Below are 24,844 nucleotides of genomic sequence, written 5' to 3'. Positions count from 1 at the left end.
CAATTGAATAACCCTATCGGCATCATCTCGATGCAATTTGTCCGGCCGTTTACCGGTGCCCACCTCGGATTATTTTCGGATATCAAGGCGATGGGTTTCGATTTCATCGAACTTCTTGTCCCGGAACCAGAGGACGGTATCGACCTGTCGACCGCACGGACCGCCCTCGCCGATGCCGGGCTGGGCGTGGTGCTGGCGGCGCGGGTCAATCCCAGACGTTCCATTTCCTCCGAAGACGCTGAGGCGCGGCAGGGTGGGCTCGACTATCTGGAAGCCTGTATCGAGGCGGCGGAAGGTCTGGGCGCGGACATCATCGGCGGGCCGCTCTACGGTGAACCGATGGTGTTTGCCGGCAGGCCCCCCCTGCCCCGCAGCGACGCCGAGATTAAAGCGCGCGCCGACCGGATGATCGACGGCCTAGCTACGGCTGCTGCCAAGGCGCGGGCGGCGGGCAAGGTCTTCGCTCTGGAGCCACTTAACCGGTTTGAGACCGATATGCTCAACACCACGCAACAGGGCATTGTCGCCGTCGACATGGTCAACGACTCTGGACTCGGCCTGATGCTCGACACCTTCCACATGAACATGGAGGACCAGTCGATTCCCGATGCCATCCGGATGGCCGGAACCCGCATCGTTCACTTCCAGGCCAACGAGAACCATCGAGGGTTTCCGGGTACCGGAAACATGGACTGGCCTGCAACGCTGCGGGCGCTAGTCGAGGTTGGTTATTCCGGTCCGGTTTCGCTTGAACCGTTCCGGCGCGACGATCAGCGGCTGGCACTGCCAATCGCGCAGTGGCGCGCACCGGCGGAGGACGAAACCGAAAAGCTGAAGGCAGGACTGGGGGTCATCCGTTCCAACCTGATGTTGGCGGGGTTTGCGCAATGAGCCTGAATATCGGATGGATCGGTTGTGGCCGCCACGCCACCCAGATGCTGATGCCGACGCTGGGCCGCAACGCCATGAGGATTGCGGCACTTTGCGACCGTGATCAGGGCGCGCTGAACGCGGCAGCTTCGCAATATGGTGTGACGGCCACCTATACCGATTGGGAGGAAATGCTGACGCACCCCGGGTTGGATGCCGTCTGCATAGCGGTCGGACCACAGGTGCACCATGCCGCTACGCTCGCCTGCGTGAAACGGGGATTGCCGGTCTTCATGGAGAAGCCACCGGCGGCAACCCATGCTCAGGCGCTGGAACTGCAGCATGCCTCTGACGCGGCGGGTGTGCCGGTGTTCGTGGGGTTCATGAAACGCTATTCAACGGGCAACCGGATCTGCGCCAACATCCTTCGCGGCGGAGACTTCGGCCCGGTACTTGGCATCACCGGCAGCTACATGACGGCGCCGACGTATTTTGCCGGCGAAGTCGACTACACGGGCTTCTACCTGCATCACTGCGTGCACTACATGGACCTTATGCCATGGCTGGCCGGAAGCCCGCTGACGGAGATGACGGTACGGAGGAACTCGCCAGAGCCAGGGCGAATCCTCTTCCATATGGGTTTTGCCTGCGAGAACGGCGTGATTGGCAATGTGGTGATGGGCACCGTGCAGTCGCGCGGCACGCCGATGGAACAGATTACGGTAATGGGTGATCACAACCGGGTGGAAGTGGACAACATCATCAATGTCGCCTGGCACCGCGATCCACCCTTCAAGGCAGATGACCGAGTCGCACGACTGGACCCAGCCTGCGATACCCTGACCTGGACACCGAATTTCACCGCCGCGGCCAACGAGGACCACAAGGGATACGTCGCGCTGATGGCTGATGTGGCACAGGGGTTGGCCGGCACGCCAACCGCTGCCCCGACAATAGCCGATGGGGTGAGGGCGATGGCTACATTGGAGCAGATGGTCGGGCTTCTGGAAGCCTGAGGTAAAGCGTCACGCTTCGCCGCCACCATGCTCATAGGCCCAGCGGATCAGGGCGGCCGGGTCTTCCTCGGCCAGTCCGGCGGCGCGCAACTCCGGTTCGCGCGCCCCGAAGGCCGAAAGTGATCCAGAGGCGAGGCCGAAGGATTGCACCACCCGACGGAAGACGTCGTTGTCCTTGAATACCGCACTGTTGGTGAAACCGACGGCCGTATCCTCGCCCAACACCTTGGGGATGCGGTCGGCAACCATCGGCATGCCTGCAGGACCGCCGGAGAGAATGCGCAGGGCCGTCTCCAATGGCAGCCCTGCCTCGCGCGCCAGCGGCATCAGTTCGGCGAGACCGTTGAAATAGGTCTGGATCATGCCGTTGTTGACGACCTTCATTACCAGCCCGGCCCCGAGTGGACCAACGTGGAATATGCGGTCGGAAATGCTGCCCAGCACCGCCTCGGCCCGCGTGGCCGATTTTAGATCACCGCCGATGAAGACACCGCATTTTCCTGCCATCACCAGCTCCGGCCCTCCGGAGATTGGAGCATCGACTACGCTTGCACCCATCCCCGCGAAGGCGGTGGCGCGGGATTTGAGGATTTCCGGCACAACAGTGCTGGTGTCGATGATCTGCTTGGCCGCAAGGTCGAGCAGCAGCAGACGATCCAGCACCGAAGCGACGGCGGCATCATCGAACAGGCTTAGGATCAGCGTATCGGCGGTGTTGGCGAGGCTCTGCAAGCTTTCCGCACTCTCGACCCCGTCAACGGGTTTACCACTACGGGTCCAGCCCTTCACCGCATGGCCCTTGGCCTGCATTCGACGGGCAATGGCACTGCCCATGCGACCGAGACCTATGACTCCGATATGTTCCATGAAATTTCTTTCTTTTGGGAAAGGAAGAGGCACCTTCGCTAAGCGAGCAAAGCCTCGAACTCCCGCCACTCTCCCTTGGTCATCCCGGCTTTCTCCGCATCCATCTGTTCACCGGCCAGCATCCGTTTCAGCGCTGCCACACCCTTGGCGGAAAGCTGGGCGCCACCCAGACGGTAATCCTCGAAGGCTGCGTATGCGGCAGGCACCCAGTCCTTGACGACATCGCAGATCGCCTCCGCGTAGACGCGGATCTCGTACTGGGCGTGGGCATCGGCGCGCAGGCGCAGGAAATGGAAAAGGTTGTGCAGATCGACCTTCCAGTACCATTGCGTGTAGATGTTTGCGGGCAGGTTCATTCTGGCAAGTTCGCGGGCAAGACCTTGCTGATCCTCGGTGCCGAGCATCGCTTCGTAGTGATCATACGCGCGGATACTGTCGTCACGCAGATAATCGAGAACGCGTTGCGCCTCCTCGCCCTGCAATACATCTCCCCTGCCCTGATTATTGGTACTGGACTGAGCGGCCAGATGCTCAGGCGCCGGGATGTAGAATTCACGGTCGAGAATGGAGTAGCGAGCCGAGTACTCGTTGACGTTGGCGGTGCGGTGACGGATCCACTGCCGGGCCACGAAGACGGGCAGTTTGACGTGTAGCTTGACCTCGCACATTTCGAACGGGGTGGAGTGCCAGTGGCGCATCAGGTAGCGGATGAGGCCTTCGTCATTGGAGACGGATTTCGTACCCTTGCCATAGGAGACCCGCGCGGCCTGGGTGATGGCACTGTCGTCGCCCATGTAGTCGATGACCCGGATGAAACCGTGATCCAGCACCGGGATCGCAGTGTAAAGATGTTCTTCCATACCCTGCACGGTTGCACGGGCTGTGGTATGGGTGGTTTCCTTCTGCGCGGCGATCGCGGCGGCCTCTTCCAGGCTGAGGGGCATGAAATCTTCCTCTCTCGTGAGTCTCGAACATACACTATATTGTGAGGCTACAGGACGGAACACCCATATCTACGATCTGCACGAAATTATCTGTTAACCCTTCGACTGGTAAGCTGGCTGGACCGAAACAGAGTTGAAGAGTCGCGAGACGGGGGCTAACCTGTTGATGATTTTAGAAGAGACACCCGTTCGCTATCAGGCCAATTGAATACCGGCTGGGTACCGGTGGCATGGGGCAGAATTTGCGGCCAAGGGCAACAATGCCGGGGCATAAGTTTGGGAGGTTTTCTCATTCCGGTTCGACGGATCGCACGCATATTGATGGTGGATGACGATTCCACCGAGATTCGTCTTTTGCAGCGTGGCTTTGCAAAGGCCGAGGCGGAAGTGGATTTTGAAACGCACCTCGGCAGCAATGGAGCGGCGGAGCGCATGCGGCGGGGAGATATCGATCTGGTCCTGCTCGACATAAACATGCCTGGCATGAGTGGTTTCGAAGTCCTGCGCCAGACGCGGGAGGCGCGGCGCAGCAGCTTTCCCGCTGTCATAATGCTGTCGACGTCCGACAATGCCGATGACGTAGCGCGGGCGTACAGCGAGGGCGCCAATGCCTACCTGCTGAAACCACATGGCTCCGACGGCCTTCGCAAACTGGTGGATGCCATCAATGCGTTCTGGACCGGACTGGTGATCGCCGCGCCGACCTGAGGGCCCCACATCACGGAAATTCCCCGACCACGCGAGACCGGCCAGCCTTTCCTTTGCGCGACAAAGCAGTAACTATCAGCAAAGGGGCCGCGAGGAAGAGACCGGCGGCCGGAGAATTCGAGGAAGGGGCCGCAATGGGCATTCAGTATCTTCACACTATGGTCCGGGTTAAGGATCTCGACGCGACAGTGGCGTTCTTCAAGCTGTTGGGGCTGGAAGAGACACGGCGGATGGACAATGAGGGCGGGCGGTTCACGCTACTGTTCATGGCACCTCCGGGCCAACCGGAATGCCCGGTCGAACTGACGTACAACTGGGACGGGGACGAAGGCCTGCCCTCCGACAGCCGCCATTTCGGCCATCTCGCCTACCGGGTCCCGAATATCTACGAGACGTGCCAGCACCTGATGGACAATGGCGTGACGATCAACCGGCCGCCGCGCGATGGTCACATGGCTTTCGTCCGCAGCCCGGACAACGTCTCCATCGAGTTGTTGCAGGAAGGTGAGAGCCTGCCGCCGGCCGAGCCATGGAGCAGCATGGAAAATACCGGCCACTGGTGATGCGGTAACTTATCGGCGACGTTTGACACTTCGCTGAAATGATACCTTGCCGAAAGCGCCCCGCCTCTCGCAGAATTGCCGGGTGGGGCGTTTGCATGAGGGTTGATCTGATGCGGGGAGGAATACTGGGAACGCTCGGCCTGTCGCTCGTGGTGGGGACGCAACAGGTGCAGGCCTGCGATCTGGCATTGGTGCTGGCGGTGGATGTCTCTGCCTCGATTTCACCTACGGAGTACGACCTGCAGATGCGCGGTCTGGCCGATGCACTTCTCGACCCCGAGATCAGCGAGGCGTTGCAGGCCAATCAGGCCGCGCTAACGCTGGTGCAATGGTCGGGGAGCAGTCGCCAAGTGGTGTCGATAGATTGGCGGCGGGTTCTGAGCGAAGCCGATATGGCCGGGTTTTCCGAAATGGTGAACAATACCGACCGGGCATGGCAGATCTATTCAACCGCTGTCGGAGAGGCGCTGTTGTTTTCCGATGCCCTTTTTGCAGAGGTGCCGGATTGCCTTCGGCGGGTTATTGACGTGTCCGGCGACGGTCTCTCCAATGAGGGATTGAAAGCGCACAAGGCCCGTGACGAAGTCGTCTCGCGTGGTACGACAATCAACGGTCTGGCAATCGAAACTTCTATCTCCGGGTTGACGCGCTATTTCGAGGATGCGGTGACAGGCGGCCCCGGAGCGTTCGTCGAAACGGCGGAAACCTATGCATCCTACCCTGAAGCGATCCGCCGGAAACTGCTGCGAGAAGTGATCAAGCCCGCATTCTGAAGGAACCGTCATGCGCCCTGTCCTGCTGCTGCTGCTATTGGCCTTAGTTGTGCCCGTGCGAGCGGAAGCGCAGGCCTGTCGACTGGCCTTGGTATTGGCGCTCGATGTTTCCTCCAGCGTCGATTCCGAAGAGCGGCACCTGCAGCTGGAAGGCGTGGCGCAGGCACTGGAAGACCGGGAAGTGCGCAATGCGTTTGTGGCGCTGCCCGGTACCAGCGTGGCGCTGCTGGTTTTTGAATGGTCCGGCCAACAGGATCAGAGTGTCTTGCAAGACTGGGTGGACATCAGCAGTGTGGCCGACCTCGACAGGGTAGCCCGGCAGTTGCGGCTGAACTGGCCCCGCCGCGCCAATCGGCCGACAGCGCTGGGCTATGCACTGGATTTTGCGCGTCGCAAGCTGACGGATCGGGCCTACTGTTTCGACTGGAAGGTGGATGTTTCCGGCGACGGGCGCAACAACGACGGGTTGCCACCGGACAAGATGTACAAGTGGCAGGATTATAGCGGTATCACGGTAAACGCACTGGCGGTCGGCCATCAGGCCACGGATCTGGCGGAATACTTCGAAACAACAGTCATCCGTGGGCCAGGGGCCTTCGTGATGGAGGCGACCGACTATGACGATTTCGCCCGGGCGATCAGGAAAAAACTGGTGCGGGAACTCGGGGTGCCGAAGCTGGGGTTGGCCGGGAACTGATCGCCCTGCGCCAGGTCAGCTAGCCCGCTCGATCTCTGCCGCGACACTGCCGACCACTTCGGCCAGCAACGCCTCATCCTCAGCCTCGCCCATCACGCGCACCAGCGGTTCGGTGCCCGACTTGCGGATCAGCAGCCGACCGGACGAGCGCAGCCGCTCCTCGCCCGCGGCAATGGCCTTGCGCACCGCTTCGGCCTCCAACGGCATTGCACCGGCAGCATAGCGCACATTTGTGAGGAGTTGCGGCACCGGTTCGAACGTACGCGAGAGTGCGCTGGCGGGCTGGCCGCTGGCGATCATGGCAGACAGGAACTGCAGGCCGGCGATGAGGCCGTCGCCCGTGGTCACGTAGTCGGTCATGACGATGTGGCCTGACTGTTCACCGCCGAGGTTGTAGCCGTTGCGCAGCATGGCTTCGACGACATAGCGATCACCCACGGCGGTGCGTTCTAGCTTCAGGTCACGCGATTGCAGATAGCGCTCCAGCCCGAGGTTGGACATTACGGTGGCAACCAGCGTGTTCTTCTCCAACCTGCCCTGATCGGCCCAGAGCCCGGCAATCAGGCCCATCAGTTGATCGCCGTCGCAAACCTTGCCACGCTCATCGAGGATCATCACGCGGTCGGCGTCACCATCAAGGGCGATGCCAAGGTCGGCACCGTGCGCGACGACGGTTTCGGCCGCCAGACCGGTGCTGGTGGAGCCGCAATCCTTGTTGATGTTGAAGCCGTCGGGCGAGACGCCAACGGAAATTACCTCCGCCCCCAGTTCCCACAGCACCTCCGGCGCCGTTTTGTAGGCAGCGCCATTGGCGCAATCGACGACGATCTTCAAGCCGGAGAGCCGTTGGGCACCCGGCAGTGTTCGCTTGGCGATTTCCACGTAGCGGGAACGGTCCCCCTCGATACGGCGGGCGCGGCCGATTTCCGCCGGCGGGACAAGCGCGGGCATCTCGTCCAGCAGGGTTTCGATGGCCTTTTCCGCCTCGTCGGACAGCTTGAACCCGTCCGGCCCGAAAAACTTGATGCCATTGTCCTCGAACGGGTTGTGGGAGGCGGAAATCATGATGCCGAGATCGGCGCGCATCGAGCGGGTGAGCATACCGACGGCTGGCGTTGGCACCGGACCGAGTAGCAACACGTTCGCGCCAACGGATGTCAGCCCGGCGGTCAGCGCGTTTTCCAGCATGTAGCCGGAGCGGCGGGTATCCTTGCCGATGACGACGCGATGCTTGTGCGGCCCCTGATTGAAGTAGCGGCCAACGGCGGCGCCAAGCCGCAGTGCCAGTTCCGCCGTCATCGGATGAGTGTTGGCACGTCCGCGAATGCCGTCCGTGCCGAAATACTGCCGCACCATGCTACCCTGCCCTAAATCAATGCCTGCCACAGCCTAACCGCTTGCACGGTTTCTGCAACATCATGCACGCGCAACATCTGAACACCCTGACGCACGCCTTCAAGCGCGACGGCGATGGAGCCGGGTGCGCGGGCGTCGGCATCCTCGGCGCGGCCGATTGTGCCGATGAAACGTTTGCGCGAAGCGCCGAGCAGGATCGGGCAGCCAAGCGTATGAAAGAGCGACAGACCGCGCAGCAGTGCCAGATTATGCTCCGCAGTCTTGCCGAAGCCGATGCCGGGATCGACCATGATCTGCGATCGCATGATGCCGGAGGCCTCGGCCGCGGCAACGCGGTCGGCGAGAAAGTCGAAAACATCCAGCAGGACATCGTCGTAATGCGGATCCTTCTGCATTGTCGCCGGGTCGCCCTGGGCATGCATCAGGCAGACGGGCTTGTCAGCGTTGGCGGCGATACCGGCGCTAGCAGCATCATAGGTCAGCGCGGACACATCATTGAAGAGGTCGGCGCCCGCCGCGAGTGTTGCCGCTGCGACGTTCGCCTTGCGCGTATCCACGGAGATCGGCAGTTCCGGCGCTTCCCGCCGCAACGCGACGATCAGCGGCAGCACGCGATCCAGTTCCTCTTCCTCCGAAACCATGGCAGCGCCCGGACGGGTACTCTCACCGCCAATGTCAACAATATCTGCGCCGGCAACGTGCATTGCCAACCCATGTGCAATTCCGGCATTGCCCTGGTGCCGTCCTCCGTCAGAGAAGCTGTCAGGCGTTGCATTCAGAATGCCCATGATCCTCGGTCGGGACCAGTCCAGCCCGGCGATCGGCGACCGCGGCGCCACCAGGCGTCCGAGTACGTCTTCGGGCAGTTCGGAGGCAGACATCCGTGCCGGTTCCGCACCCCGCGTCAGCACCTCGACAGTGTCAAACCAAAGCGGGCCGCGCGCCAGGCCGATTGCCCCTGCGGAACGATGGCGCTCCGCCTGCAGAAGCGGCCGGTAGTAGAGTGCTGTCATGCGGAAACCCCGAGCAATTCGGCCACGAGGCCTGGCAGGATATCATAGTGGCTGAAACTTGCATCGGGTGCCAGTGCCGCGACACTGGCCTTGCGATAACCGCCCTCATACAGAAGAAACGGGACACCTGCGTTGTCGGCGGTGGCGCGGTCGACCTCACTGTCACCAATAAACAGGATCGGCCCGGCGCCCATGCGGTCGGCTGTGTGCAACAGCATCGCCGGATCGGGCTTGAGCACGTCGAGCGTATCGCCACCTGTAAGGGCGGTAACGAACTTCCCGATACCCGTCGCGTTCAACAGGTGCCAGGCAGGCGCCTCCAGTTTTTGGGTAGCGATGCCGATCGCATGGCCAAGCGAAAGCTGCGCCAGCGTATCGAGAACACCGGGAAACGCTGTGCAACCGCTGACAGGGTCTGCAGCATAGAGATCCAGAAAACGCCGGAGATGCAATTCGACGCCTTCCGAGGGTATGCCGCCTGTCGCGGACAAAAGGTCCTGCACCTGCGCCCGCATGCCCCTACCAACGAATGCCGCATACTCGGCCTCCGTCACCGGCGACCTACCTATCTCCGCCAGCAGATTGTTGCCAGCGTGGCAGAGTGCTGGCAGGCTATGGACGAGCGTGCCATCGAGATCAAAGATCAAGCGTGCCATATTGCTTCCACTCGGCGGGTGCGAATATCCGGGCCGGATCGGGCAGCGATGTTCCGACGGCAGAAAGCTGCGGCGAATCGAGACGTTCGGCCAGCCAGGGGGCGATGGTTTCCGGCTTTTCCGGAGACCAGTCCGGCACGACCGGCGCGGCGGCGACGAGGCGCGACGGGGCCAATACAACAGTCAGACCCTCATCCAGCGCCCAACGCATTTCGGTGAGGCTGTCGGCCACGGCCAGACCATCGTGGAGAGCGGCCAGTCGGACGGCGTTCTGATCCATCGACAGCAGCAAAATCTGGCCTGCAACGGGTGCTGGAACCGCCGTCAGGTCGAATCCGGCGAGCGGTGGCAGCAGCAGTACTACCTGTCGCTCGGTGAGTGCAGACAGCCACTCTTCCAGATGCGGTCCTTTCAGAACCTCCTGTCCCAGGAAGAGCAGTTCTGGCCCGGGTACGTCTTCCTCCGATGGCGGCGGTGTTACCGGCACAACGGCGGCAACCTCGGGTCTGCGGCTGCGCACTATCTCGACACCGAGTGCTCCGGGTATTCGATCCAGTTTCTCGATGCGCACAAAGATGCGTATGGCGCGACGGTCTTTCAGAATGCGTGCGGCAACGCGCTCGGCCAATGTTTCCAGCAGGTTGATACGTGCAGAGGCCAATTCTGTTTCAACCGCGCTGGTGATTGTGTCGTAGGAAAGAACCTTGTCGACATCGTCATCCTGCGCCGCAACATGGGCAGAGACCTCAACCACTATGTTGAAACGGATACGTTGGGTTTGGCCTCTCTCAGCGCGAAAGGCACCAATTTCCACCTCGCGGATATGGTCGCGGACCGATATCCTGTCGCATGGCGTGGTCGCCGTCGCTGCGGCCCGCGCAGTCGGGCCTTCAAAGGCCTGGGTTAGTTCATCCATTGGTGTCGGCCCTCCTCCCGCTCCCCGCATAGCAAGGGGGCGCGCGCAGGGCAACGCGTCATAGAGTGGCGTCCGGAAGCCCCGGGGTGGGGCTTCCCGTTACCGGCTCTAGCGGCTCGCCGTGCGGCTGGGTTTGCGATAGAAGAGATGGACGCCGATATCCGCCGTTTTCGTCAGACGGCGAGCCCAGGAGGGATTTACGTGGCGAGTGTGGTAGTGCGTCGCCCCGTCAGTCAACAGCCGCTCGCGTCCTTCCAGCATCAGCCGTGCGATCTTGCCCACGCGCTCGTAGGCTTTCTTCTCGCGGAACTTCTCGGGTTGACCGTCGCATTTGAAGGAGAATTGGCAAGCGTGCAGCCTTTTTGAACCTTGACTGATCACGCCGCAGACACTGCCCGGATAATTACGGCTGTCGACACGGTTGAGAATTACTTCTGCCACGGCAAGCTGACCCTTCAGGGTTTCGCCACGAGCCTCGAAATAAAGCGCTTCCGTCAGGCACTGCCATTCTGCATCGCCTGCGACACGCGGCATCTCGTCGAGTTGCTCGACGTCGAAACCATGTGGCTGGCGGGAATCGAAGGCACTGTGGACACGCTGCGCGGCGATCGTCTCGCCCTTCGCGCGCTGGTCGTAGGCGACGCTATCAGACGCTGCCGCCAAGCGCGCGATCGGCGCACGGGGTGCCTCTTGCGCCTTGATCTCGCCAAGCCGTAGAGGCGGCTGGAAGACCTCAATGCCGCTCATTCGCTGTGCCTGCGCGCTAGCGTTGACTGCAGCCTGCTGCTGCTTCATCTCGGAAATCTGAAGTGCGACCTGCGCTGCGACCTCCACAGGAGCCAGCTCGGTGCGGTGGGCGCTGACAGGTGTTACGCCGGACGCCGCCAGCAGGGTCGAAGTTGCTGCCAGAACGCATAACGACTTGCGCGCCATTTTGCGCGCTTTCAAACTGATAATCATCGACAAACCTCACATCCCCAAAGCGGTGTTAAGAGGCGACACCGCGTTAGTCGGTTGTCTTGCTACGAAGACGGGCGCTTTCTTGAACGAGGAAATAGGCTCCTGTCCAATGTTTTCTACGTAGAGGGGATGATTGGTCGCAGTGGACAAATCTGTGGATAACAATCGGAAAGCCAATTGATCCAACAAGATTCAAAAAGAACCTCGGGTGCCCGGCGGCAACGAGATTATTGTCCGAACAAGCTTTAGGTGAATTGTGGCGACACTGTGGCGCGTACTGAAAATCGCGCCTTCCAAGTCGATTCGCAAGCTCGATTCGCAAATTCGCGCACGAAAATTCGGCGTTTTCACTCGCCGCGCTTGGCTGACAGGATGGCGGACTGCGCAGCTGCCAGACGGGCAACAGGCACGCGGAAGGGAGAGCACGAGACGTAATCGAAACCGGCAACATCGCAGAAGCGGATGGAGGCCGGGTCGCCGCCGTGTTCCCCGCACAGGCCGAGTGTCAGATCGGAGTTCTCTGACCGCCCACGACGCGCGGCCAGCAAGAGCAATTCGCCCACCCCTTCGAGGTCGAGTGTGTGGAACGGATCCTCGGGGAACACGCCCTTGCCGACGTAATCGCGCATAAACCGTCCGGCATCATCGCGGCTGAGGCCATAGGCCATTTGCGTCAGGTCGTTGGTGCCGAAACTGAGAAAAGTGGTCGAACGGGCAAGATCCCCTGCCCTGAGTGCGCCGCGTGGAGTCTCAACCATCACGCCGACGTGGTATTGCACGGATGCTTGGTTTTCCATCTCGACTGCCTTGGCAACCTCGGCAATGCGCTCTTTGACGAGTTCGACCTCGCGATTGGCGGAAACGAGCGGAATCATGATTTCCGGAACAATCTGCGCCCCGGTCTTCTTCCCGGCGTTCAGCGCCGCTTCGAAGATCGCACGGGCCTGCATGTCGTAGATTTCGGGCATGGTGATGCCGAGCCGGACACCGCGCTTGCCCAGCATCGGGTTGAATTCGGCCATGTCCTCGATGCGATGCGTCAGCTTTTCCACGGGGATGTCCATCTCCCGAGCCAGCTGTGCCCGTTCCGTCGCCGAATGCGGCAGGAACTCGTGCAGTGGCGGGTCGAGCAGGCGGATGGTGACGGGCAGTCCGCGCATGATCTCGAAAAGATCCTCGAAATCGCCGCGTTGCATCGGCAGCATGCGTGCGAGGGCCCTGTCCCGGCTTGTCCGGTCCTCGGCAAGGATCATTTCGCGCATGGCGTTGATGCGTTCACCCTGGAAGAACGTATGCTCGGTTCGACAGAGGCCGATACCGTCGACCTTGAAGCGGCGGGCGAGGCTGGCATCCTGCGCGGTGTCGGCGTTGGCCCGGACACCAAGCCTTCGCGTCTGGTCGGCCCACTCCAGCAAGGTATCTAGCGCGTCCGAAGGTGCCGCCGGCTGCATTTTCATCGTTCCGGCGATCGCCTGGCCGGTGGTACCGTCGATGGTGATAATGTCACCTTCGCGGAAGATGCGGCCGTCGAGCGCCGTGAGAGTGCCGTCCCGCAGATTGAGATCCAGATCCGAGGCGCCAACAACGCAGGGCACGCCGAGGCCGCGCGCGATCACTGCCGCATGGCTGGTCATGCCGCCGCGCACCGTGAGGACGGCAGCGGTGACATGCATACCGCGAATGTCCTCCGGGCTGGTCTCGACGCGGACGAGAATGCTGGACTGATCCTGCGCATGCAGTGCCGCCGCCGCTTCGGAGGAAAAACAGATACGACCGGTGGCACCGCCGGGGCTGGCCGGCAGGCCGCTACCGAAGACATCGCGGCGGGCATCCTTGTCGATCTGCGGGTGCAGCGTTTCGCCGATGTTGCGCGGCTCCACCCGCAGCAGGGCCTGCTCGCGGGTAATGTAACCTGCCTTGGCCAAGTCGACCGCTATGCGGATCGCGGCCTCGGGATTGCGGCGAACGGGCACGGCGTCAAGAATCCAGAACTCGCCGCGGGCGATGGTGAAGAACAGGGCCATCTGCTCGCCGAAGAGGGCCGTGACCTCTGCGTGACGAGCCAGCAGGTTGGCATATATCTCGGGAAACAGTTCTTCCAGCGCAGGCAATGACTGGCCGGCCGCCGCCCGCTCCTCGGCGGAAATCAGGTGTGGGGTGCGGGCGCCGCGCTGCGCGTCTGTACCCTGTGCGTTGGGCAGGAAGCGGCCAGTGCGCGTCGGTCGGCCGGAGTTGCTTTCCACCGCCTGGAACATGCCGGCACCGCTGCCCTCGCCAAGGCCGAAAACCATTTGCTGCACAACGAGGCCCAGCCCGGCATCGGGGGGTGCACCCTTGGCTTCACGCAGGATGCGGGCCGTGGTCGCGTGCCATTCACCGGCCATGGCCCGCACCGCCCGGCCCAGTTGCAGGCGGGCATCCATAGGAAATTCCTCGCCTTCCTCATCCGCGTAGAATTCATGGGCGGCGGCGACGATTGCGGCCAGATCCTCTTCCTCCGGCTGGGGGGAGAGCTTCAGCTGATCATAATAGAGGTTCTCGAAATCCTCCAGGTCCAGCCCGGCGACGCGGGTGCCGAATGTCTGAATCAGGCGGCGCTCCAACTCCCAGGCGGCGGCCTCGCCCAGCGTCGTGGCGATGGTGTTGCGCGTATCCGGGCCGAAACCGATGTTGAGCATCGCCTGCGGCCCACCCCACGCGGAATCACCAGCAGAGCCGCGCAGCGATACGGGCAGAGTGAAACCTTCCGGCAGTGGCGGCAGATCCGCGCCCTCGGTCAGGGCGGCGACAGCGGCGAAATCCAGCGCCACGGCCGGAGGCACCGGCAGGCCGGCCTTGCGCATCCGTGCGATCCGGCGGGCACGGGCGCCAACCAGCGCGCTGTCAGGGAGTGTCCCGTCAAGGGGGTGAAAGATGATCGGGTGCGTCATGGGCGCAGCCTAACGCCCTTTTGCAGTGCAGCAAAGCGGGCATTTGCGGAGACGTCGTCAGCCTTCGAGAGCGGAGAAGATAGCGACACGGTTCATGATCGTGCGAATGCGGTTGAGAAGGCAGAGCCGGTTGCGGCGGACCATTTCGTTGTCCGCGTTCACCTGCACGCCGTCGAAGAATGCGTCGATGGGCGCGCGCAGCGTGGCCATCGCCTGCATCGCGGCGGTGAAATCCTCCGCCTCCAGTGCGGGGGCGATTGCGGCCTCGGCGGCATCGAGTGCTGAGAAGAGATCGGCCTCGACCCCCGCTTCGGCCAGCTTCGGCTGCGGGTCGAGCGAATACTCCACGCCGTCCTTCTTCTCCTCGGCGGTGAGGATGTTGTTGGCCCGCTTATAGCCGGCCAGCAGGTTCCGCCCGTCCTCCGTCTCCACGAAGGTTTGCAGCGCCTTCACGCGGTTGACGAGGAGAACGAGATCGTCCTGACCGCCAAGTGCAGAACAAGCTTCAAGAGTATCATGATTGACCCCATCGGCACGAAGATGGTTCATGAGCCGATCAGAGAAAAACTCTTGAAGTGCCGAACCGACAGCAACGCGATCATCGAACTCTTTCATGTTCGGTTGTTCTTCACGTTCAGGAAAAAAATCGGCTTTGAGGCTTCGAATAGTGCCATTAATAATGGGAAACAACCGAAGTCTCAAACTGTTTTCAATAATTATGCGGATGATCCCAAGTGCAGCACGGCGCAGAGCGAAAGGATCTTTGGAACCTGTTGGTTTTTCGTCAATCGCCCAAAAGCACGTAAGGACGTCCAATTTCTCCGCCAGTGCAACAGCATTCGACAGTGGTGCAGTCGGCACGTCGTCGGACGGGCCGAGCGGCGAGTAATGTTCCTGTGCCACGGCGGCCACATCCGCAGGTTCACCTGCCGCTTCGATGTAGTAGCGCCCCATCAGGCCCTGAAGCTCCGGAAACTCATAGACCATTTCGGAGCTTAGATCGGCCTTGGCCAGCCGTGCGGCACGGGCGGCCTGCTCGGGGTCCGCACCCACGAGCGGCGCGATCTCGGAAGCGAGGGCGGCAATGCGCTCGATGCGGTCGGCAACGCTGCCGAGCTTGTTGTGGAAGGTGACGGATTTCAGCGCCTCCAGCCAAGGCTCCATGCCGGCCCTGGCCACGCGCAGATCGTTTTCCCAGAAAAACTTCGCGTCCGACAGGCGGGCGGACAGCACCTTGGAGTTGCCCGCGAGGATCAGTGCGCCGCCGTCCGCCGCCTCGATGTTGGCGACGGTGACGTAGCGCTCGATCCGGCCCGTCTTGGGGTTCTTCACGGAAAAGAACTTCTGGTGTTCCTTCATCGAGGTTTGCAGCACCTCGGGCGGCAGGTCGAGGAAATCGGCCCCGATCTCGCCCATCAGCACAACGGGCCATTCGACAAGGCCCGCGACCTCGGCCAGAAGCCCCTTATCCTCGACGATTTCCAGCCCCTGCGCGAAGGCCTGATTTTCCATGTCAGTGCGGATCATCTCCGCCCGCTCTTCGGGCGACAGGATGACATGGGCGCGGCGAAGTTGGGCGGCGTAGTCGTCAAAGCTGGTGACCGCGAAGCGTTTCGGGGCCATGAAACGGTGACCCTCGGTGGTGTTGCCGCTCTCAATTCCGTCCACATCGAAGGGCACTGTTTCCGCGCCCGCTTCGTCCGTCAGGATGCAGAGAATGGAGCGCATCGGGCGCACCCAGCGCAAGCTGCCAGCGCCCCAGCGCATGGATTTCGGCCATGGGAAGTTGCGGATGGTGTTCGGCACGACCTCCGCAATGATCTCCGCCGCCGGGCGGCCCTTGGTCTCCACCACAGCAAACAGCACATCGCCCTTCTTGTCCGCGCGAACCTCCAGTTGATCACGGCTGAGACCGGTGGAGCGAAGGAAACCCTCGATGGCCTTCTCCGGCGCGTCGGCGCGGGGGCCCTTGCGTTCCTCACGCTGCTTGGGTGAGGCCGCAAGAAGGTTCTCCACCGTCAGTGTCAGCCGGCGCGGGGTGACGAGGGCTCCGGCGCTCTCATAGGTCAGGCCCGCCTCGACGAGACCGTCCGTCACCAGTTTCTTCAGGTCCTCCGCCGCACGCGCTTGCATGCGGGCCGGAATTTCCTCGGAAAAGAGTTCGAGCAGAAGATCGGGCATGGTGTGTCTCTCGGCTTGTCTGGGCTGAGGGGAAAGCGGATGCGGGCCCGAAGGTCAAGGGGCAAAGACGGACCAGCCGGTGCGCGCGGCCAGCAGTTCCATAGCACGGGTGCCGAGCAGAGAGTTTCCGTTGGGGCCGAGGCCCGGCGACCAGACGGCGATGGAGGCACGTCCCGGAACGATGGCGAGGATGCCGCCACCGACCCCGCTCTTGCCCGGTATGCCAACGCGATAGGCGAAGGCACCCGAGCCATCGTAATGGCCGCAGGTGAGCATGAGCGCGAGAATCTGGCGGACACGGTGGGGCGGCGTCAGCACGTCGTCATTCACCTGACCTTCCATTGCGAGATAACGTCCGGCGAGGGCCAACTGCCGGCACGTGAGCGACAGGGCGCATTGGGCAAAATAGATTTCCAGCACCTTCTCGACAGGATTGCGCAGATTGCCTTCGGCCGACATGAAATGCGCCAGCGCCCGATTACGCTGGCCCGTCAGCAGTTCGGAGCGGGCGACAGCGGGGTTGATGGCAATGCTTGCGTCTCCTGCCGCTCTCTGCACGAAACCGGTGACGGCAGCCTGCGCCTCGCCGGCGCTGCGCCCGGCGGCAAGGCAATCAGCTACGATTATAGCACCTGCGTTGATCAGCGGATTGCGCGGCTTTCCGTGTTCCGCCTCCAATTGGACGATGGAGTTGAACGGGTTTCCCGACGGCTCGATTCCCACACGGTGCCAGAGCGATTCGCCCATCTCCCGCATTGCCAGCGTCAGTGTAAAGACCTTGGAAATCGACTGAATGGAAAACGGAGTGTCGGCATCACCGGCGGCGAAAACCTCTCCGTCAGGCTGCCAGATGGCGAGTCCGAACTGGTCGGGATCAACGGCGCCGAGTTCGGGAATGTAGGTCGCTACGGCACCACGATCCGTCTCGGACTGCATCGCTTCCGCGATCTCCGAAACGATGGCCGAAAGGTCCACCTACTCCGCCTCCCGGTAGTGGCGCCAGAGATATGCACGGCCATCGGGATAGACGGCGACAAAACGCAAAATTTCGTATTCGACCGCGTTCGCCGGAGTTTCGTCCTCAGCCACAAAGGCGGTGGCGCGGCCGGCGGCAAGGTCTTCCGTCAGCGTCTCGGCATCGAAACAGCCAAACCAGTAGGGTGCCTGCAGCGGTTCTGCATCTGTTGCCGGCTCTAGGCCATCAAAGGCCGCTGGATCCACATCGAAACAAGCGCGCAACTTGTTCGGGGAGGTGTCGCTGTTGATACCCTCAAAAGAACCAACGGCGATTTCACGGTCTGCGACGCTGATGGAGGTGAGTTGTCCCATCGGCTGATAGTAGGCGTAGAGCTGGAAATAGATAAGCGCCCCGCCGAAGCACAGCAGGAATGCGACGAGGCCCGTGATGAAGATCTTGCCGTTCATTGGGTGGTGCCGACAGACGGGACGTCGCTTTTAGGGCAACGAAACTGAATTTCGCGCAGGGTGCAGAATTCGGCAAAACGGAGTCTGGCCCGCGCCCGCTGGTTGGCGCCGGTGCGCAGGATCGGCTTTACGGAATTCAGAGACATCGGCCTCTCCCCTGTGCTGGTCGCGCGGCTGTTCTATCCCCGGGCCCGCCCACCCGCAATGCGGCAATGTCGTCGAAATGCCCAGCACGAAGGCATAGTGACATAAAGCAGTTTTGCCATGGCATTGAACACGCTAGGAAGGGCGGCGTAGTGCCTCCGAGAGTGTTTCCATGTCCGCCTCCCCTGCCCCGCCCATTCCCGACAACCCGACTCTGGCACATCGCAAGGAGATTGACGGGCTGCGAAGCATCGCGGTGCTGGCGGTGGTGCTCTATCATTTCGGTGTGCCGGGCCTGTCCGGAGGTTTCGTCGGTGTCGACGTCTTCTTCGTGATCTCCGGTTTCCTGATCGGGGCGATCCTGCTGAAGGAGTTAGGCGAAACCGGGCGCATCTCGCTGGCACGCTTCTATTCCCGGCGGTTCCGACGGCTGGCGCCTGCGTTTTTCGCCATGGTGGCTGTCACGGCACTGGTGGCGTATTTCATTGTGTTGCCCTTCGAGTTGCGAGAGTTCGGCAAGACCGTAATCGCCTCCACCGTTTACCTGTCGAACGTCTATTTTTACGGACAATCCGGTTACTTCGACAGCGCGTCGGAAGAAAAGTTCCTCCTCCACACCTGGTCGTTATCGGTTGAGGAACAGTTTTATGTGTTCCTGCCGCTCTGCCTGCTGCTGTTCTGCCGCAGGACCCGCTGGGTGTTACCGGTGCTTTGCATTTTCTTCGCGGCATCGCTGGCGGCCAACCTGATCTTCACGCCACTGTCGCACAGTGCAGCCTTCTTCCTGTTTCCCTTTCGGGCGTGGGAAATGCTGGCCGGTGTGCTGCTGGCGGCATGGGGACTTCACAAGGGCGAGACATGGGCACACGGCGCCTGGGCCTCCTGGGCCGGGCTGGTGCTGGTCGTCGGGGGTATACTGCTGATCAAGCCGGGTGAAGCCTTTCCCGGCTTTCAGGTGATCGCACCTGTCGCGGGCACCGCGCTGCTGATCTGGAATGGCAAGGGAAACAATCCGGTCAACCGATTACTTTCCATGCGCGGGCCGGTGTTCATCGGCCTGCTCAGTTATTCGCTGTATCTCTGGCACTGGCCCATCCTGACGCTGTCTCTCTACTGGAGCGTCGAGTACTCCGGGCCGATGGAGATGATCACCTGGCTTGCGTTCACCGGGATCGTTTCCTGGGCGTCGTGGCGGTTCATCGAGGCGCCGGTACGACAGTTGCCGCTGAAACGCTATAGCGTGATCTTCGGCGCGGCGGCCACCGGTTCGATCACCGCTCTGGCCATCGGAGCCGTATTTTACAAAGGCGAGGGGCTGCCGGAAAGGTTCTCGCCCGCCGTCCAGACGCACATTCGCGCGTCGCAGGATTTCCTGCAGGACTGGAGCCGCTGCACCGTACCGGCCAACGGCCCTTTCGAAGGCATCGAGATCTGTCCAGTCGGCCCGGAAGGAACGCCCACGTTTCTTGCCTGGGGTGACAGCCACCTGCGGGCTCTGAAAGAGGGACTGGACCTCGCCGCACATGAGGCGGAGCGGCCGGGCCTGATCATCTGGAAGGCAGGCTGCCCGCCATTTTTCGATATCGAGAAAGAAGAGAATACGGCGACGCGGTTTGAAAACGCTTCCTGTCGTATCCAGAACGATCAGATCCGCCGGGCACTGGCGAGCGAAGACAACCTCACCGACGTACTTCTCGTCGGACGCTGGAGCTATTACGCCGAAGGCACCGGTACAGGTGACGGCGTTGAGGAACGCATCGCGCTGTCTGGGGCAGACGGTAGCGCACTCGAGGGCAATGATACGCCTTACTTGGCAGGTCTGCGCCACACATTGATTGAAATGGTCGGCATGGGCAAAGGCGTGTTCCTGTTACGCCAACCACCGGAAATACCGCACTACAGTTCCGTTCGTGTTGCACGGGCTACGGCCCATCGCAGAATCGATGCTGGCGAAACGGATATGATCATAAACGTGCCGCGCAGCAGTGTCGAAGCGCGGGTGGCCACTTCAGAGGCACCGTTTGACACACTGTCTTCGGACGGGCTGGCAACAATCCTGGATAGCTGGCCGTGGTTCTGTGGTGACGCTGCGTGTTCCGCAGTGGTTGGAGATCAGGCTGTGTATTTCGACAACAATCACATCACCAACACCGGCGCGATCCACCTGCGCGGCGTCCTCGCCCCGCTGTTTGAACGGGACTAGACGTTTCGACTGCAATTAGTAGCGTTGAAGCCGCTTTACGCTTCAGGCGGCAGTACCCTTGGCGGCATCGGTCTCGACAAAGGCTTCAGCGCAGGCACGAGCCAGTGCGCGCACACGACCGATGTAGGCCTGACGTTCCGTCACTGAGATCACGCCGCGCGCGTCAAGCAGGTTGAACAGATGAGAAGCCTTGATGCACTGGTCGTAGGCCGGATGCGCCATGATAATGCGTTTGCCCGTCTTGGGATCCTGCGCCGGAGCTTCCAGAATGCGTCTGCACTCCGCTTCCGCGTCCTCGAAATGTTTCAGCAGTGTGTCCACATCCGCCTGATCGAAGTTCCAGCGGCTGTATTCCTCCTCCGTCTGGCGGAAGACATCGCCGTAGGTCAACGCAATCGGCGCTTGCGGATCATTGAACGGCATCTCCATCACATGGTCGACGCCGAGCACGTACATTGCCAGCCGCTCCAACCCATACGTCAGTTCACCTGACACCGGGTGGCAATCCTGCCCGCCGACCTGCTGAAAATAGGTGAACTGGCTGACTTCCATGCCGTCGCACCAGACTTCCCAGCCGAGGCCCCACGCCCCGAGGGTCGGGCTTTCCCAATCATCCTCGACAAAGCGGATATCGTGGGCCTTCATGTCGATGCCGATAGCCTCCAGCGAACCGAGGTAGAGTTCCTGCAGGTCAGGCGGCGACGGTTTGATGAGCACCTGATACTGGTAATAGTGCTGCAGGCGGTTGGGATTTTCGCCGTAGCGCCCGTCTGTCGGCCGGCGCGAAGGCTGTACGTAAGCCGCTGCCCACGGCTTGGAACCGAGTGAGCGCAGTGTCGTGGCCGGATGAAATGTGCCGGCGCCGACTTCCATGTCATAGGGCTGAAGAATCGCGCAGCCTTTCGCGCCCCAATAGTTCTGGAGCCGCAGGATGATTTCCTGAAAGCTGCGTGGGGGGGTCGTTTCGGCCATGTCTGCTGCCCTCGTGCGATGTCGCGCCCCTCTTACGAGAGCGTGCGGTGCGGGTCAACGCGGCCCCGCGTTAATGACGCCAGAAGGCCACGGTAAACAATACGAAGACCGACATCAGTTCCAGACGGCCGATCAGCATGGCGAAAGAGAGGACCCATTTGGCCCCATCCGGCAGGCCGGCGAAGTTGCCCGCCGGGCCGATTTCGGGGCCAAGTCCCGGACCAATGTTGGCCAGCGCCGTCGCCGCGCCGGAAATTGCAGTGATCGGGGCAAGGCCCATCAGCGACAGGACGACGGACACGCCTGCCAGCGACAGCAGAAACATCACGAAAAACGCCATGACGGAATTCATGACGTCATCGGGGACAGGGCGGCCATCATAACGTGGTGTGAACACTCCGGAAGGGTTGTGAATACGCTGGATCTGGCTGCGCAATGCCGCGAACAGCAATTCGTACCGGAAAATCTTTACAGAGCACGCCGTCGAGCCGGCGCAGCCGCCAATGAGGCCCACGAGAAAAAACACTGCCATCGCGAACGGGCCCCAGAGCTGATAGTCGACCGACGCGAACCCGGTACCAGTCATGATCGAGGTGACGTTGAACAGAACTTCGCGAATCGCGTGTTCCGGCTCCCGCTCCGTCATCAGCGTCACATAGGCCGTCATCACCAGAACGACGCTGCCGAGAACCATGAAGTAAGTGCGCACCTGGCTGTCCCAAAGCAGAGGCTTGGGGTTGCCTGCGACCGCCTGCACCAGCCGCACGAACGGCAGGCTGGCGAGGAACATGAAAATAGTGGCGACATATTCCACGCGCCCCGGATAAAAGCCGAGGGAAGCATCATGGCTGGAGAAACCACCTGTCGAAACGGTGGTAAGCGCGTGCACAAGCGCATCGAAACCCGGCATCCCGGCCCAAGTGAAACACAGGATGCAGGCCAGGGTGATCCCAAGATACACCCATGATATTGATGCAGCGATCTCGGCGGCGCGGGGCAGGATCTTTCCGAACGTATCAAATGCTTCGGATCGGAAGAGTTGCATGCCGCCCACCTTCAACGTCGGCAGGAAGGCAATGGCGACGACGATGATGCCGATGCCGCCGAACCATTGCAGCAACGCCCGCCAGAGCAGGGTACCTGCGGGCATGTCGTCGAGCCCGGAAAACACTGTGGCGCCAGTGGTCGTCAGACCCGACATCGCCTCGAAAAACGAGTCCGTGAAGCTTGCCTCGGGCGCCCCGATCCAGAACGGCAATCCACCGAACAATGGCAGGATCAGCCAGGTGCCCGTGGTCAGCATGAATGTCTGCTGCAAGGAGAGCCCCGGCGCGCGCTCTTCCTTACACGCCAGCATGACCATGGAACCCGTAAAGGTGCTGATGAGCGACGCATAGCCGAACGTGGATACCGGGCCCTTGCCCTCCACCAGGTCGGCGAGAAGGGGAATGACCATCGAAACACCGAGCAAGGTGACAAGCAGGCCAATGACATAGCCGACGGGGCGGAGATCGAACATAGCGGCACGCTTGGCCGTGGAGTGGGAAGCTGTCAAGCTTTTGCGCACCGGCGCTACGGTGTGGTTCAAATGCGTGACGCGCGTGCCGCCATCGAACCCAGAGGCACGCTAACGGGCCGGTCCCGGTCGATGGAATACGGCAGCAGGCTCAGAGCCGGTTCACCGGGTTGCCGATATGGCCCATGAATTCGCGCCTTGTCTCCCGGTCCTCCCGGAATACGCCGAGCATTGTGGAGGTGACCATGCTGACTCCGGGCTTGTGAACTCCGCGAGTGGACATGCAGTGATGCTCCCCCTCCAGAACCACGGCCACGCCCTGCGGCTTGAGCACCGTCTGCAGGGTGTTGGCGATCTGTGCGTTCAGCTTTTCCTGAACCTGCAACCGCTTGGAATAGGCATCCACCACTCTGGCCAGTTTGGAGATGCCCACCACGCGGTCCGTCGGGATGTAGCCGACATGCGCCTTGCCGATGATCGGCGCCATATGGTGCTCACAGAAACTCTCATAACGAATGTCCCGCAGCACGACCATCTCGTCGTAGCCGGCAACCTCCTCGAACGTGCGCTGAAGCATCGCCTCGGGGTCTTCGTCATAGCCGCGGAACCATTCCTCATAGCCACGCACCACACGGGCGGGCGTATCAAGTAGCCCTTCACGGGCAGGATCGTCTCCCGCCCAGCGCAGCAGGGTGCGGACAGCCTCCTCGGCCTCCTCACGGCTGGGCCGCGAAACCGACGATGTGGCTTGGCTGTCGGACTTAACCTTCGGGTCGTGGATATTCATACTGGTGTCCTGTCCCTCGTGTCTGCTCTACCAACATGTGGTGGCAAGCCTGGATTTCCAACCGGTCATTTTCACGACTTCGGGAAGGTGGCGCCGGTCAAACCGCCGCCGCCGCCAGTGCCCCTTCCAGATCCGCGATCAGATCATCCGTATCCTCCAGGCCCACGGACAGGCGCACCAAACCCGGCGTTATGCCCAATATCGCCTTTTGGGTATCGTCCAGTCGCTGGTGCGTCGTTGTCGCAGGATGGGTGGCGATCGACTTCGAATCGCCCAGATTGTTGGAGATTAGAACCACCCTCAGGGCGTTGAGGAAGGCGAAAGAACCAGCCTGGCCGCCGGCAACTTCGAAGGAAAGGACCGTTCCACCCTTTTCCATCTGCCTGCGCGCAAGATCCACCTGTGGGTGACTTTCATGGCCGGGATAGATGCAGCGATTGATCTTCGGATGGACAGATAGCGCCTCGGTGATCTTCGCGGCGCTTTCAGCCTGTGCCCGGCAGCGCAGATCCAGCGTCTCCAAGCCCTTGAGCATCACCCAGGCATTGAACGGGCTCAGCGCCCCGCCAGTGTGTTTGAGATAGGGCTCAAGCGTGCCGCGAATGTAATCCTTTGTACCAAGAACGACGCCGCCGAGGCAGCGGCCTTGCCCATCGATATGCTTGGTCGCGGAATAAATCACGACATCGGCGCCAAGATCGAGGGAACGCTGGAAAACCGGCGTCGCAAAGACATTGTCCACCACCACGGTGGCGCCCACACGCTTGGCGATCGCTGAAACCGCCGCGATGTCAATAATTTCCAGTGTCGGGTTGGAGATCGCCTCGAAGAACACCAGCTTTGTGTCCTCTCGCACGGCCTCAGCCCAGGCGTCGTTGTCGCGGCCATCAACCAAAGTCACCTCCACGCCGAAGCGCGGCAGGATGTTTTCGACGATGTAGAGGCAGGAACCGAACAACGCCCGTGATGAAACGATGTGATCACCGGCTTTCAACATGCTCATCAATGCGCCGTTTACTGCCGCCATGCCGGAAGCCGTGGCAAAAGCGTCCTCCGCCCCTTCCAGCAGCGCGATCCGTTCCTCGAACATCGCCACGGTCGGATTGCCGTAACGGGCATAGATGAACTCGTCTTCGCCGGCCTCAATGAACCGGGCCTCCGCCGCCTCCGCCGTCGGATAGGCAAATCCCTGCGTCAGAAAGATAGCTTCGGACATTTCTCCGTACTGGCTCCGCCGGGTGCCGCCATGTACCAGTTTTGTCCGAGCTTTCAGGTCCTTCGACATCTTTCTCTCCATCGGGCGAACGCCCACAAAAAAACCCCAACCGATCGGTCGGGGCCCCGGAT

The 24,844-nt window shown here is 61.5% G+C and carries 23 protein-coding genes; 7 read left to right on the top strand and 16 right to left on the bottom strand.

Features of this window, described 5'->3' with window-relative positions:
• Positions 1 to 3 precede the first annotated feature (3 nt).
• A complete protein-coding gene (locus GO499_RS03390; protein WP_161860873.1) occupies positions 4 to 891 on the top strand; it encodes a sugar phosphate isomerase/epimerase family protein in 888 nt (295 codons plus the stop codon).
• Entirely contained in the window at positions 888 to 1,886 is a 999-nt protein-coding gene (locus GO499_RS03385; protein ID WP_161860872.1) for a Gfo/Idh/MocA family protein, read from the top strand. The genes GO499_RS03390 and GO499_RS03385 overlap by 4 nt, the downstream gene beginning before the upstream one ends.
• 9 nt (positions 1,887 to 1,895) lie before the next feature.
• Here the strand turns inward: GO499_RS03385 and GO499_RS03380 are convergent, their stop codons facing one another.
• Both GO499_RS03380 and thyX read right to left on the bottom strand, forming a co-directional pair.
• Positions 1,896 to 2,753: an NAD(P)-dependent oxidoreductase gene (locus GO499_RS03380; protein WP_161860871.1), complete on the bottom strand. Its 858-nt coding sequence runs from the start codon at positions 2,751 to 2,753 to the stop codon at positions 1,896 to 1,898.
• Between the two features lie 38 nt (positions 2,754 to 2,791).
• Complete coding sequence (gene thyX / locus GO499_RS03375) at positions 2,792 to 3,697, bottom strand: FAD-dependent thymidylate synthase (protein ID WP_161860870.1); 906 nt, start codon at positions 3,695 to 3,697, stop codon at positions 2,792 to 2,794.
• Positions 3,698 to 4,018: 321 nt separating this feature from the next.
• On the opposite strand from thyX, the gene GO499_RS03370 reads away from it, so the two are divergent.
• The 4 genes from GO499_RS03370 (at position 4,019) to GO499_RS03355 (ending at position 6,438) form a co-directional block, all read left to right on the top strand.
• The gene (locus tag GO499_RS03370; RefSeq protein WP_161860869.1) at positions 4,019 to 4,405 is read left to right on the top strand and encodes a response regulator; all 387 of its coding nucleotides are present in this window, start codon (positions 4,019 to 4,021) and stop codon (positions 4,403 to 4,405) included.
• Between the two features lie 134 nt (positions 4,406 to 4,539).
• Positions 4,540 to 4,968, top strand: coding sequence for a VOC family protein (locus GO499_RS03365; RefSeq protein ID WP_161860868.1), 429 nt, complete (start codon positions 4,540 to 4,542; stop codon positions 4,966 to 4,968).
• Positions 4,969 to 5,063: 95 nt separating this feature from the next.
• Positions 5,064 to 5,741, top strand: a complete 678-nt coding sequence (locus GO499_RS03360) for a DUF1194 domain-containing protein (RefSeq protein WP_284154876.1) — start codon at positions 5,064 to 5,066, stop codon at positions 5,739 to 5,741.
• A 10-nt stretch (positions 5,742 to 5,751) separates the two neighbouring features.
• Positions 5,752 to 6,438: a DUF1194 domain-containing protein gene (locus GO499_RS03355; RefSeq protein WP_161860866.1), complete on the top strand. Its 687-nt coding sequence runs from the start codon at positions 5,752 to 5,754 to the stop codon at positions 6,436 to 6,438.
• Between the two features lie 15 nt (positions 6,439 to 6,453).
• On the opposite strand, the gene glmM is transcribed toward GO499_RS03355, so the two are convergent.
• The 10 genes from glmM to GO499_RS03305 all read right to left on the bottom strand — a co-directional run bounded on the left by glmM (position 6,454) and on the right by GO499_RS03305 (position 18,021).
• Positions 6,454 to 7,794: a phosphoglucosamine mutase gene (gene glmM / locus GO499_RS03350; protein WP_161860865.1), complete on the bottom strand. Its 1,341-nt coding sequence runs from the start codon at positions 7,792 to 7,794 to the stop codon at positions 6,454 to 6,456.
• Positions 7,795 to 7,805: 11 nt separating this feature from the next.
• Positions 7,806 to 8,807 carry a dihydropteroate synthase gene (gene folP / locus GO499_RS03345; protein WP_161860864.1) on the bottom strand — a complete coding sequence of 334 codons (1,002 nt, stop codon included), beginning with the start codon at positions 8,805 to 8,807 and terminating at the stop codon, positions 7,806 to 7,808.
• Positions 8,804 to 9,463, bottom strand: a complete 660-nt coding sequence (locus GO499_RS03340) for an HAD-IA family hydrolase (protein ID WP_161860863.1) — start codon at positions 9,461 to 9,463, stop codon at positions 8,804 to 8,806. Before GO499_RS03340 ends, folP begins: the two co-directional genes overlap by 4 nt.
• Entirely contained in the window at positions 9,444 to 10,379 is a 936-nt protein-coding gene (locus GO499_RS03335; RefSeq protein WP_161860862.1) for a dihydroneopterin aldolase, read from the bottom strand. Before GO499_RS03335 ends, GO499_RS03340 begins: the two co-directional genes overlap by 20 nt.
• Before the next feature lie 108 nt (positions 10,380 to 10,487).
• Positions 10,488 to 11,339 carry a cell wall hydrolase gene (locus tag GO499_RS03330; RefSeq protein ID WP_431309891.1) on the bottom strand — a complete coding sequence of 284 codons (852 nt, stop codon included), beginning with the start codon at positions 11,337 to 11,339 and terminating at the stop codon, positions 10,488 to 10,490.
• 347 nt (positions 11,340 to 11,686) lie between these two features.
• The gene (gene ppdK, locus GO499_RS03325) at positions 11,687 to 14,269 is read right to left on the bottom strand and encodes a pyruvate, phosphate dikinase (protein ID WP_161860861.1); all 2,583 of its coding nucleotides are present in this window, start codon (positions 14,267 to 14,269) and stop codon (positions 11,687 to 11,689) included.
• Between the two features lie 57 nt (positions 14,270 to 14,326).
• Positions 14,327 to 16,450, bottom strand: a complete 2,124-nt coding sequence (glyS, locus tag GO499_RS03320) for a glycine--tRNA ligase subunit beta (RefSeq protein ID WP_161860860.1) — start codon at positions 16,448 to 16,450, stop codon at positions 14,327 to 14,329.
• Positions 16,451 to 16,504: 54 nt separating this feature from the next.
• The gene (locus GO499_RS03315) at positions 16,505 to 17,425 is read right to left on the bottom strand and encodes a glutaminase (protein ID WP_161860859.1); all 921 of its coding nucleotides are present in this window, start codon (positions 17,423 to 17,425) and stop codon (positions 16,505 to 16,507) included.
• Positions 17,426 to 17,875: a DUF6446 family protein gene (locus GO499_RS03310; protein WP_161860858.1), complete on the bottom strand. Its 450-nt coding sequence runs from the start codon at positions 17,873 to 17,875 to the stop codon at positions 17,426 to 17,428.
• Positions 17,872 to 18,021, bottom strand: coding sequence for a hypothetical protein (locus tag GO499_RS03305; RefSeq protein WP_161860857.1), 150 nt, complete (start codon positions 18,019 to 18,021; stop codon positions 17,872 to 17,874). The genes GO499_RS03310 and GO499_RS03305 overlap by 4 nt, the downstream gene beginning before the upstream one ends.
• 170 nt (positions 18,022 to 18,191) lie before the next feature.
• On the opposite strand from GO499_RS03305, the gene GO499_RS03300 reads away from it, so the two are divergent.
• Entirely contained in the window at positions 18,192 to 20,222 is a 2,031-nt protein-coding gene (locus tag GO499_RS03300) for an acyltransferase family protein (protein WP_161860856.1), read from the top strand.
• Positions 20,223 to 20,264: 42 nt separating this feature from the next.
• On the opposite strand, the gene GO499_RS03295 is transcribed toward GO499_RS03300, so the two are convergent.
• From GO499_RS03295 to metZ, 4 genes are all read right to left on the bottom strand, one after another.
• Positions 20,265 to 21,194, bottom strand: coding sequence for a glycine--tRNA ligase subunit alpha (locus tag GO499_RS03295; RefSeq protein ID WP_161860855.1), 930 nt, complete (start codon positions 21,192 to 21,194; stop codon positions 20,265 to 20,267).
• 70 nt (positions 21,195 to 21,264) lie between these two features.
• The gene (locus GO499_RS03290; RefSeq protein WP_161860854.1) at positions 21,265 to 22,713 is read right to left on the bottom strand and encodes a TrkH family potassium uptake protein; all 1,449 of its coding nucleotides are present in this window, start codon (positions 22,711 to 22,713) and stop codon (positions 21,265 to 21,267) included.
• A gap of 148 nt (positions 22,714 to 22,861) precedes the next feature.
• Complete coding sequence (folE, locus tag GO499_RS03285) at positions 22,862 to 23,497, bottom strand: GTP cyclohydrolase I FolE (RefSeq protein ID WP_161860853.1); 636 nt, start codon at positions 23,495 to 23,497, stop codon at positions 22,862 to 22,864.
• A gap of 97 nt (positions 23,498 to 23,594) precedes the next feature.
• Positions 23,595 to 24,782, bottom strand: a complete 1,188-nt coding sequence (gene metZ, locus GO499_RS03280) for an O-succinylhomoserine sulfhydrylase (RefSeq protein ID WP_161860852.1) — start codon at positions 24,780 to 24,782, stop codon at positions 23,595 to 23,597.
• Positions 24,783 to 24,844: the final 62 nt, after the last annotated feature.

This window comes from Algicella marina (assembly GCF_009931615.1).
Lineage (GTDB): Bacteria > Pseudomonadota > Alphaproteobacteria > Rhodobacterales > Rhodobacteraceae > Algicella > Algicella marina.
This window is presented reverse-complemented; position numbering and strand designations above follow the sequence as displayed.

What these genes read in the sequence shown, in the direction of transcription:
- GO499_RS03335 (WP_161860862.1), bottom strand. Translation starts at nt 10,379, where the DNA reads ATGGATGAACTAACCCAGGCCTTTGAAGGCCCGACTGCGCGGGCCGCA.
- GO499_RS03295 (WP_161860855.1), bottom strand. Translation starts at nt 21,194, where the DNA reads ATGGCCGAAACGACCCCCCCACGCAGCTTTCAGGAAATCATCCTGCGG.
- GO499_RS03310 (WP_161860858.1), bottom strand. Translation starts at nt 17,875, where the DNA reads ATGAACGGCAAGATCTTCATCACGGGCCTCGTCGCATTCCTGCTGTGC.
- GO499_RS03365 (WP_161860868.1), top strand. Translation starts at nt 4,540, where the DNA reads ATGGGCATTCAGTATCTTCACACTATGGTCCGGGTTAAGGATCTCGAC.
- GO499_RS03290 (WP_161860854.1), bottom strand. Translation starts at nt 22,713, where the DNA reads ATGTTCGATCTCCGCCCCGTCGGCTATGTCATTGGCCTGCTTGTCACC.
- metZ (WP_161860852.1), bottom strand. Translation starts at nt 24,782, where the DNA reads ATGTCGAAGGACCTGAAAGCTCGGACAAAACTGGTACATGGCGGCACC.
- GO499_RS03370 (WP_161860869.1), top strand. Translation starts at nt 4,019, where the DNA reads ATGGTGGATGACGATTCCACCGAGATTCGTCTTTTGCAGCGTGGCTTT.
- glyS (WP_161860860.1), bottom strand. Translation starts at nt 16,450, where the DNA reads ATGCCCGATCTTCTGCTCGAACTCTTTTCCGAGGAAATTCCGGCCCGC.
- GO499_RS03300 (WP_161860856.1), top strand. Translation starts at nt 18,192, where the DNA reads ATGTCCGCCTCCCCTGCCCCGCCCATTCCCGACAACCCGACTCTGGCA.
- folE (WP_161860853.1), bottom strand. Translation starts at nt 23,497, where the DNA reads ATGAATATCCACGACCCGAAGGTTAAGTCCGACAGCCAAGCCACATCG.
- folP (WP_161860864.1), bottom strand. Translation starts at nt 8,807, where the DNA reads ATGACAGCACTCTACTACCGGCCGCTTCTGCAGGCGGAGCGCCATCGT.
- glmM (WP_161860865.1), bottom strand. Translation starts at nt 7,794, where the DNA reads ATGGTGCGGCAGTATTTCGGCACGGACGGCATTCGCGGACGTGCCAAC.
- GO499_RS03385 (WP_161860872.1), top strand. Translation starts at nt 888, where the DNA reads ATGAGCCTGAATATCGGATGGATCGGTTGTGGCCGCCACGCCACCCAG.
- GO499_RS03360 (WP_284154876.1), top strand. Translation starts at nt 5,064, where the DNA reads ATGAGGGTTGATCTGATGCGGGGAGGAATACTGGGAACGCTCGGCCTG.
- GO499_RS03305 (WP_161860857.1), bottom strand. Translation starts at nt 18,021, where the DNA reads ATGTCTCTGAATTCCGTAAAGCCGATCCTGCGCACCGGCGCCAACCAG.
- GO499_RS03340 (WP_161860863.1), bottom strand. Translation starts at nt 9,463, where the DNA reads ATGGCACGCTTGATCTTTGATCTCGATGGCACGCTCGTCCATAGCCTG.
- GO499_RS03355 (WP_161860866.1), top strand. Translation starts at nt 5,752, where the DNA reads ATGCGCCCTGTCCTGCTGCTGCTGCTATTGGCCTTAGTTGTGCCCGTG.
- GO499_RS03330 (WP_431309891.1), bottom strand. Translation starts at nt 11,339, where the DNA reads ATGATTATCAGTTTGAAAGCGCGCAAAATGGCGCGCAAGTCGTTATGC.
- GO499_RS03380 (WP_161860871.1), bottom strand. Translation starts at nt 2,753, where the DNA reads ATGGAACATATCGGAGTCATAGGTCTCGGTCGCATGGGCAGTGCCATT.
- thyX (WP_161860870.1), bottom strand. Translation starts at nt 3,697, where the DNA reads ATGCCCCTCAGCCTGGAAGAGGCCGCCGCGATCGCCGCGCAGAAGGAA.
- ppdK (WP_161860861.1), bottom strand. Translation starts at nt 14,269, where the DNA reads ATGACGCACCCGATCATCTTTCACCCCCTTGACGGGACACTCCCTGAC.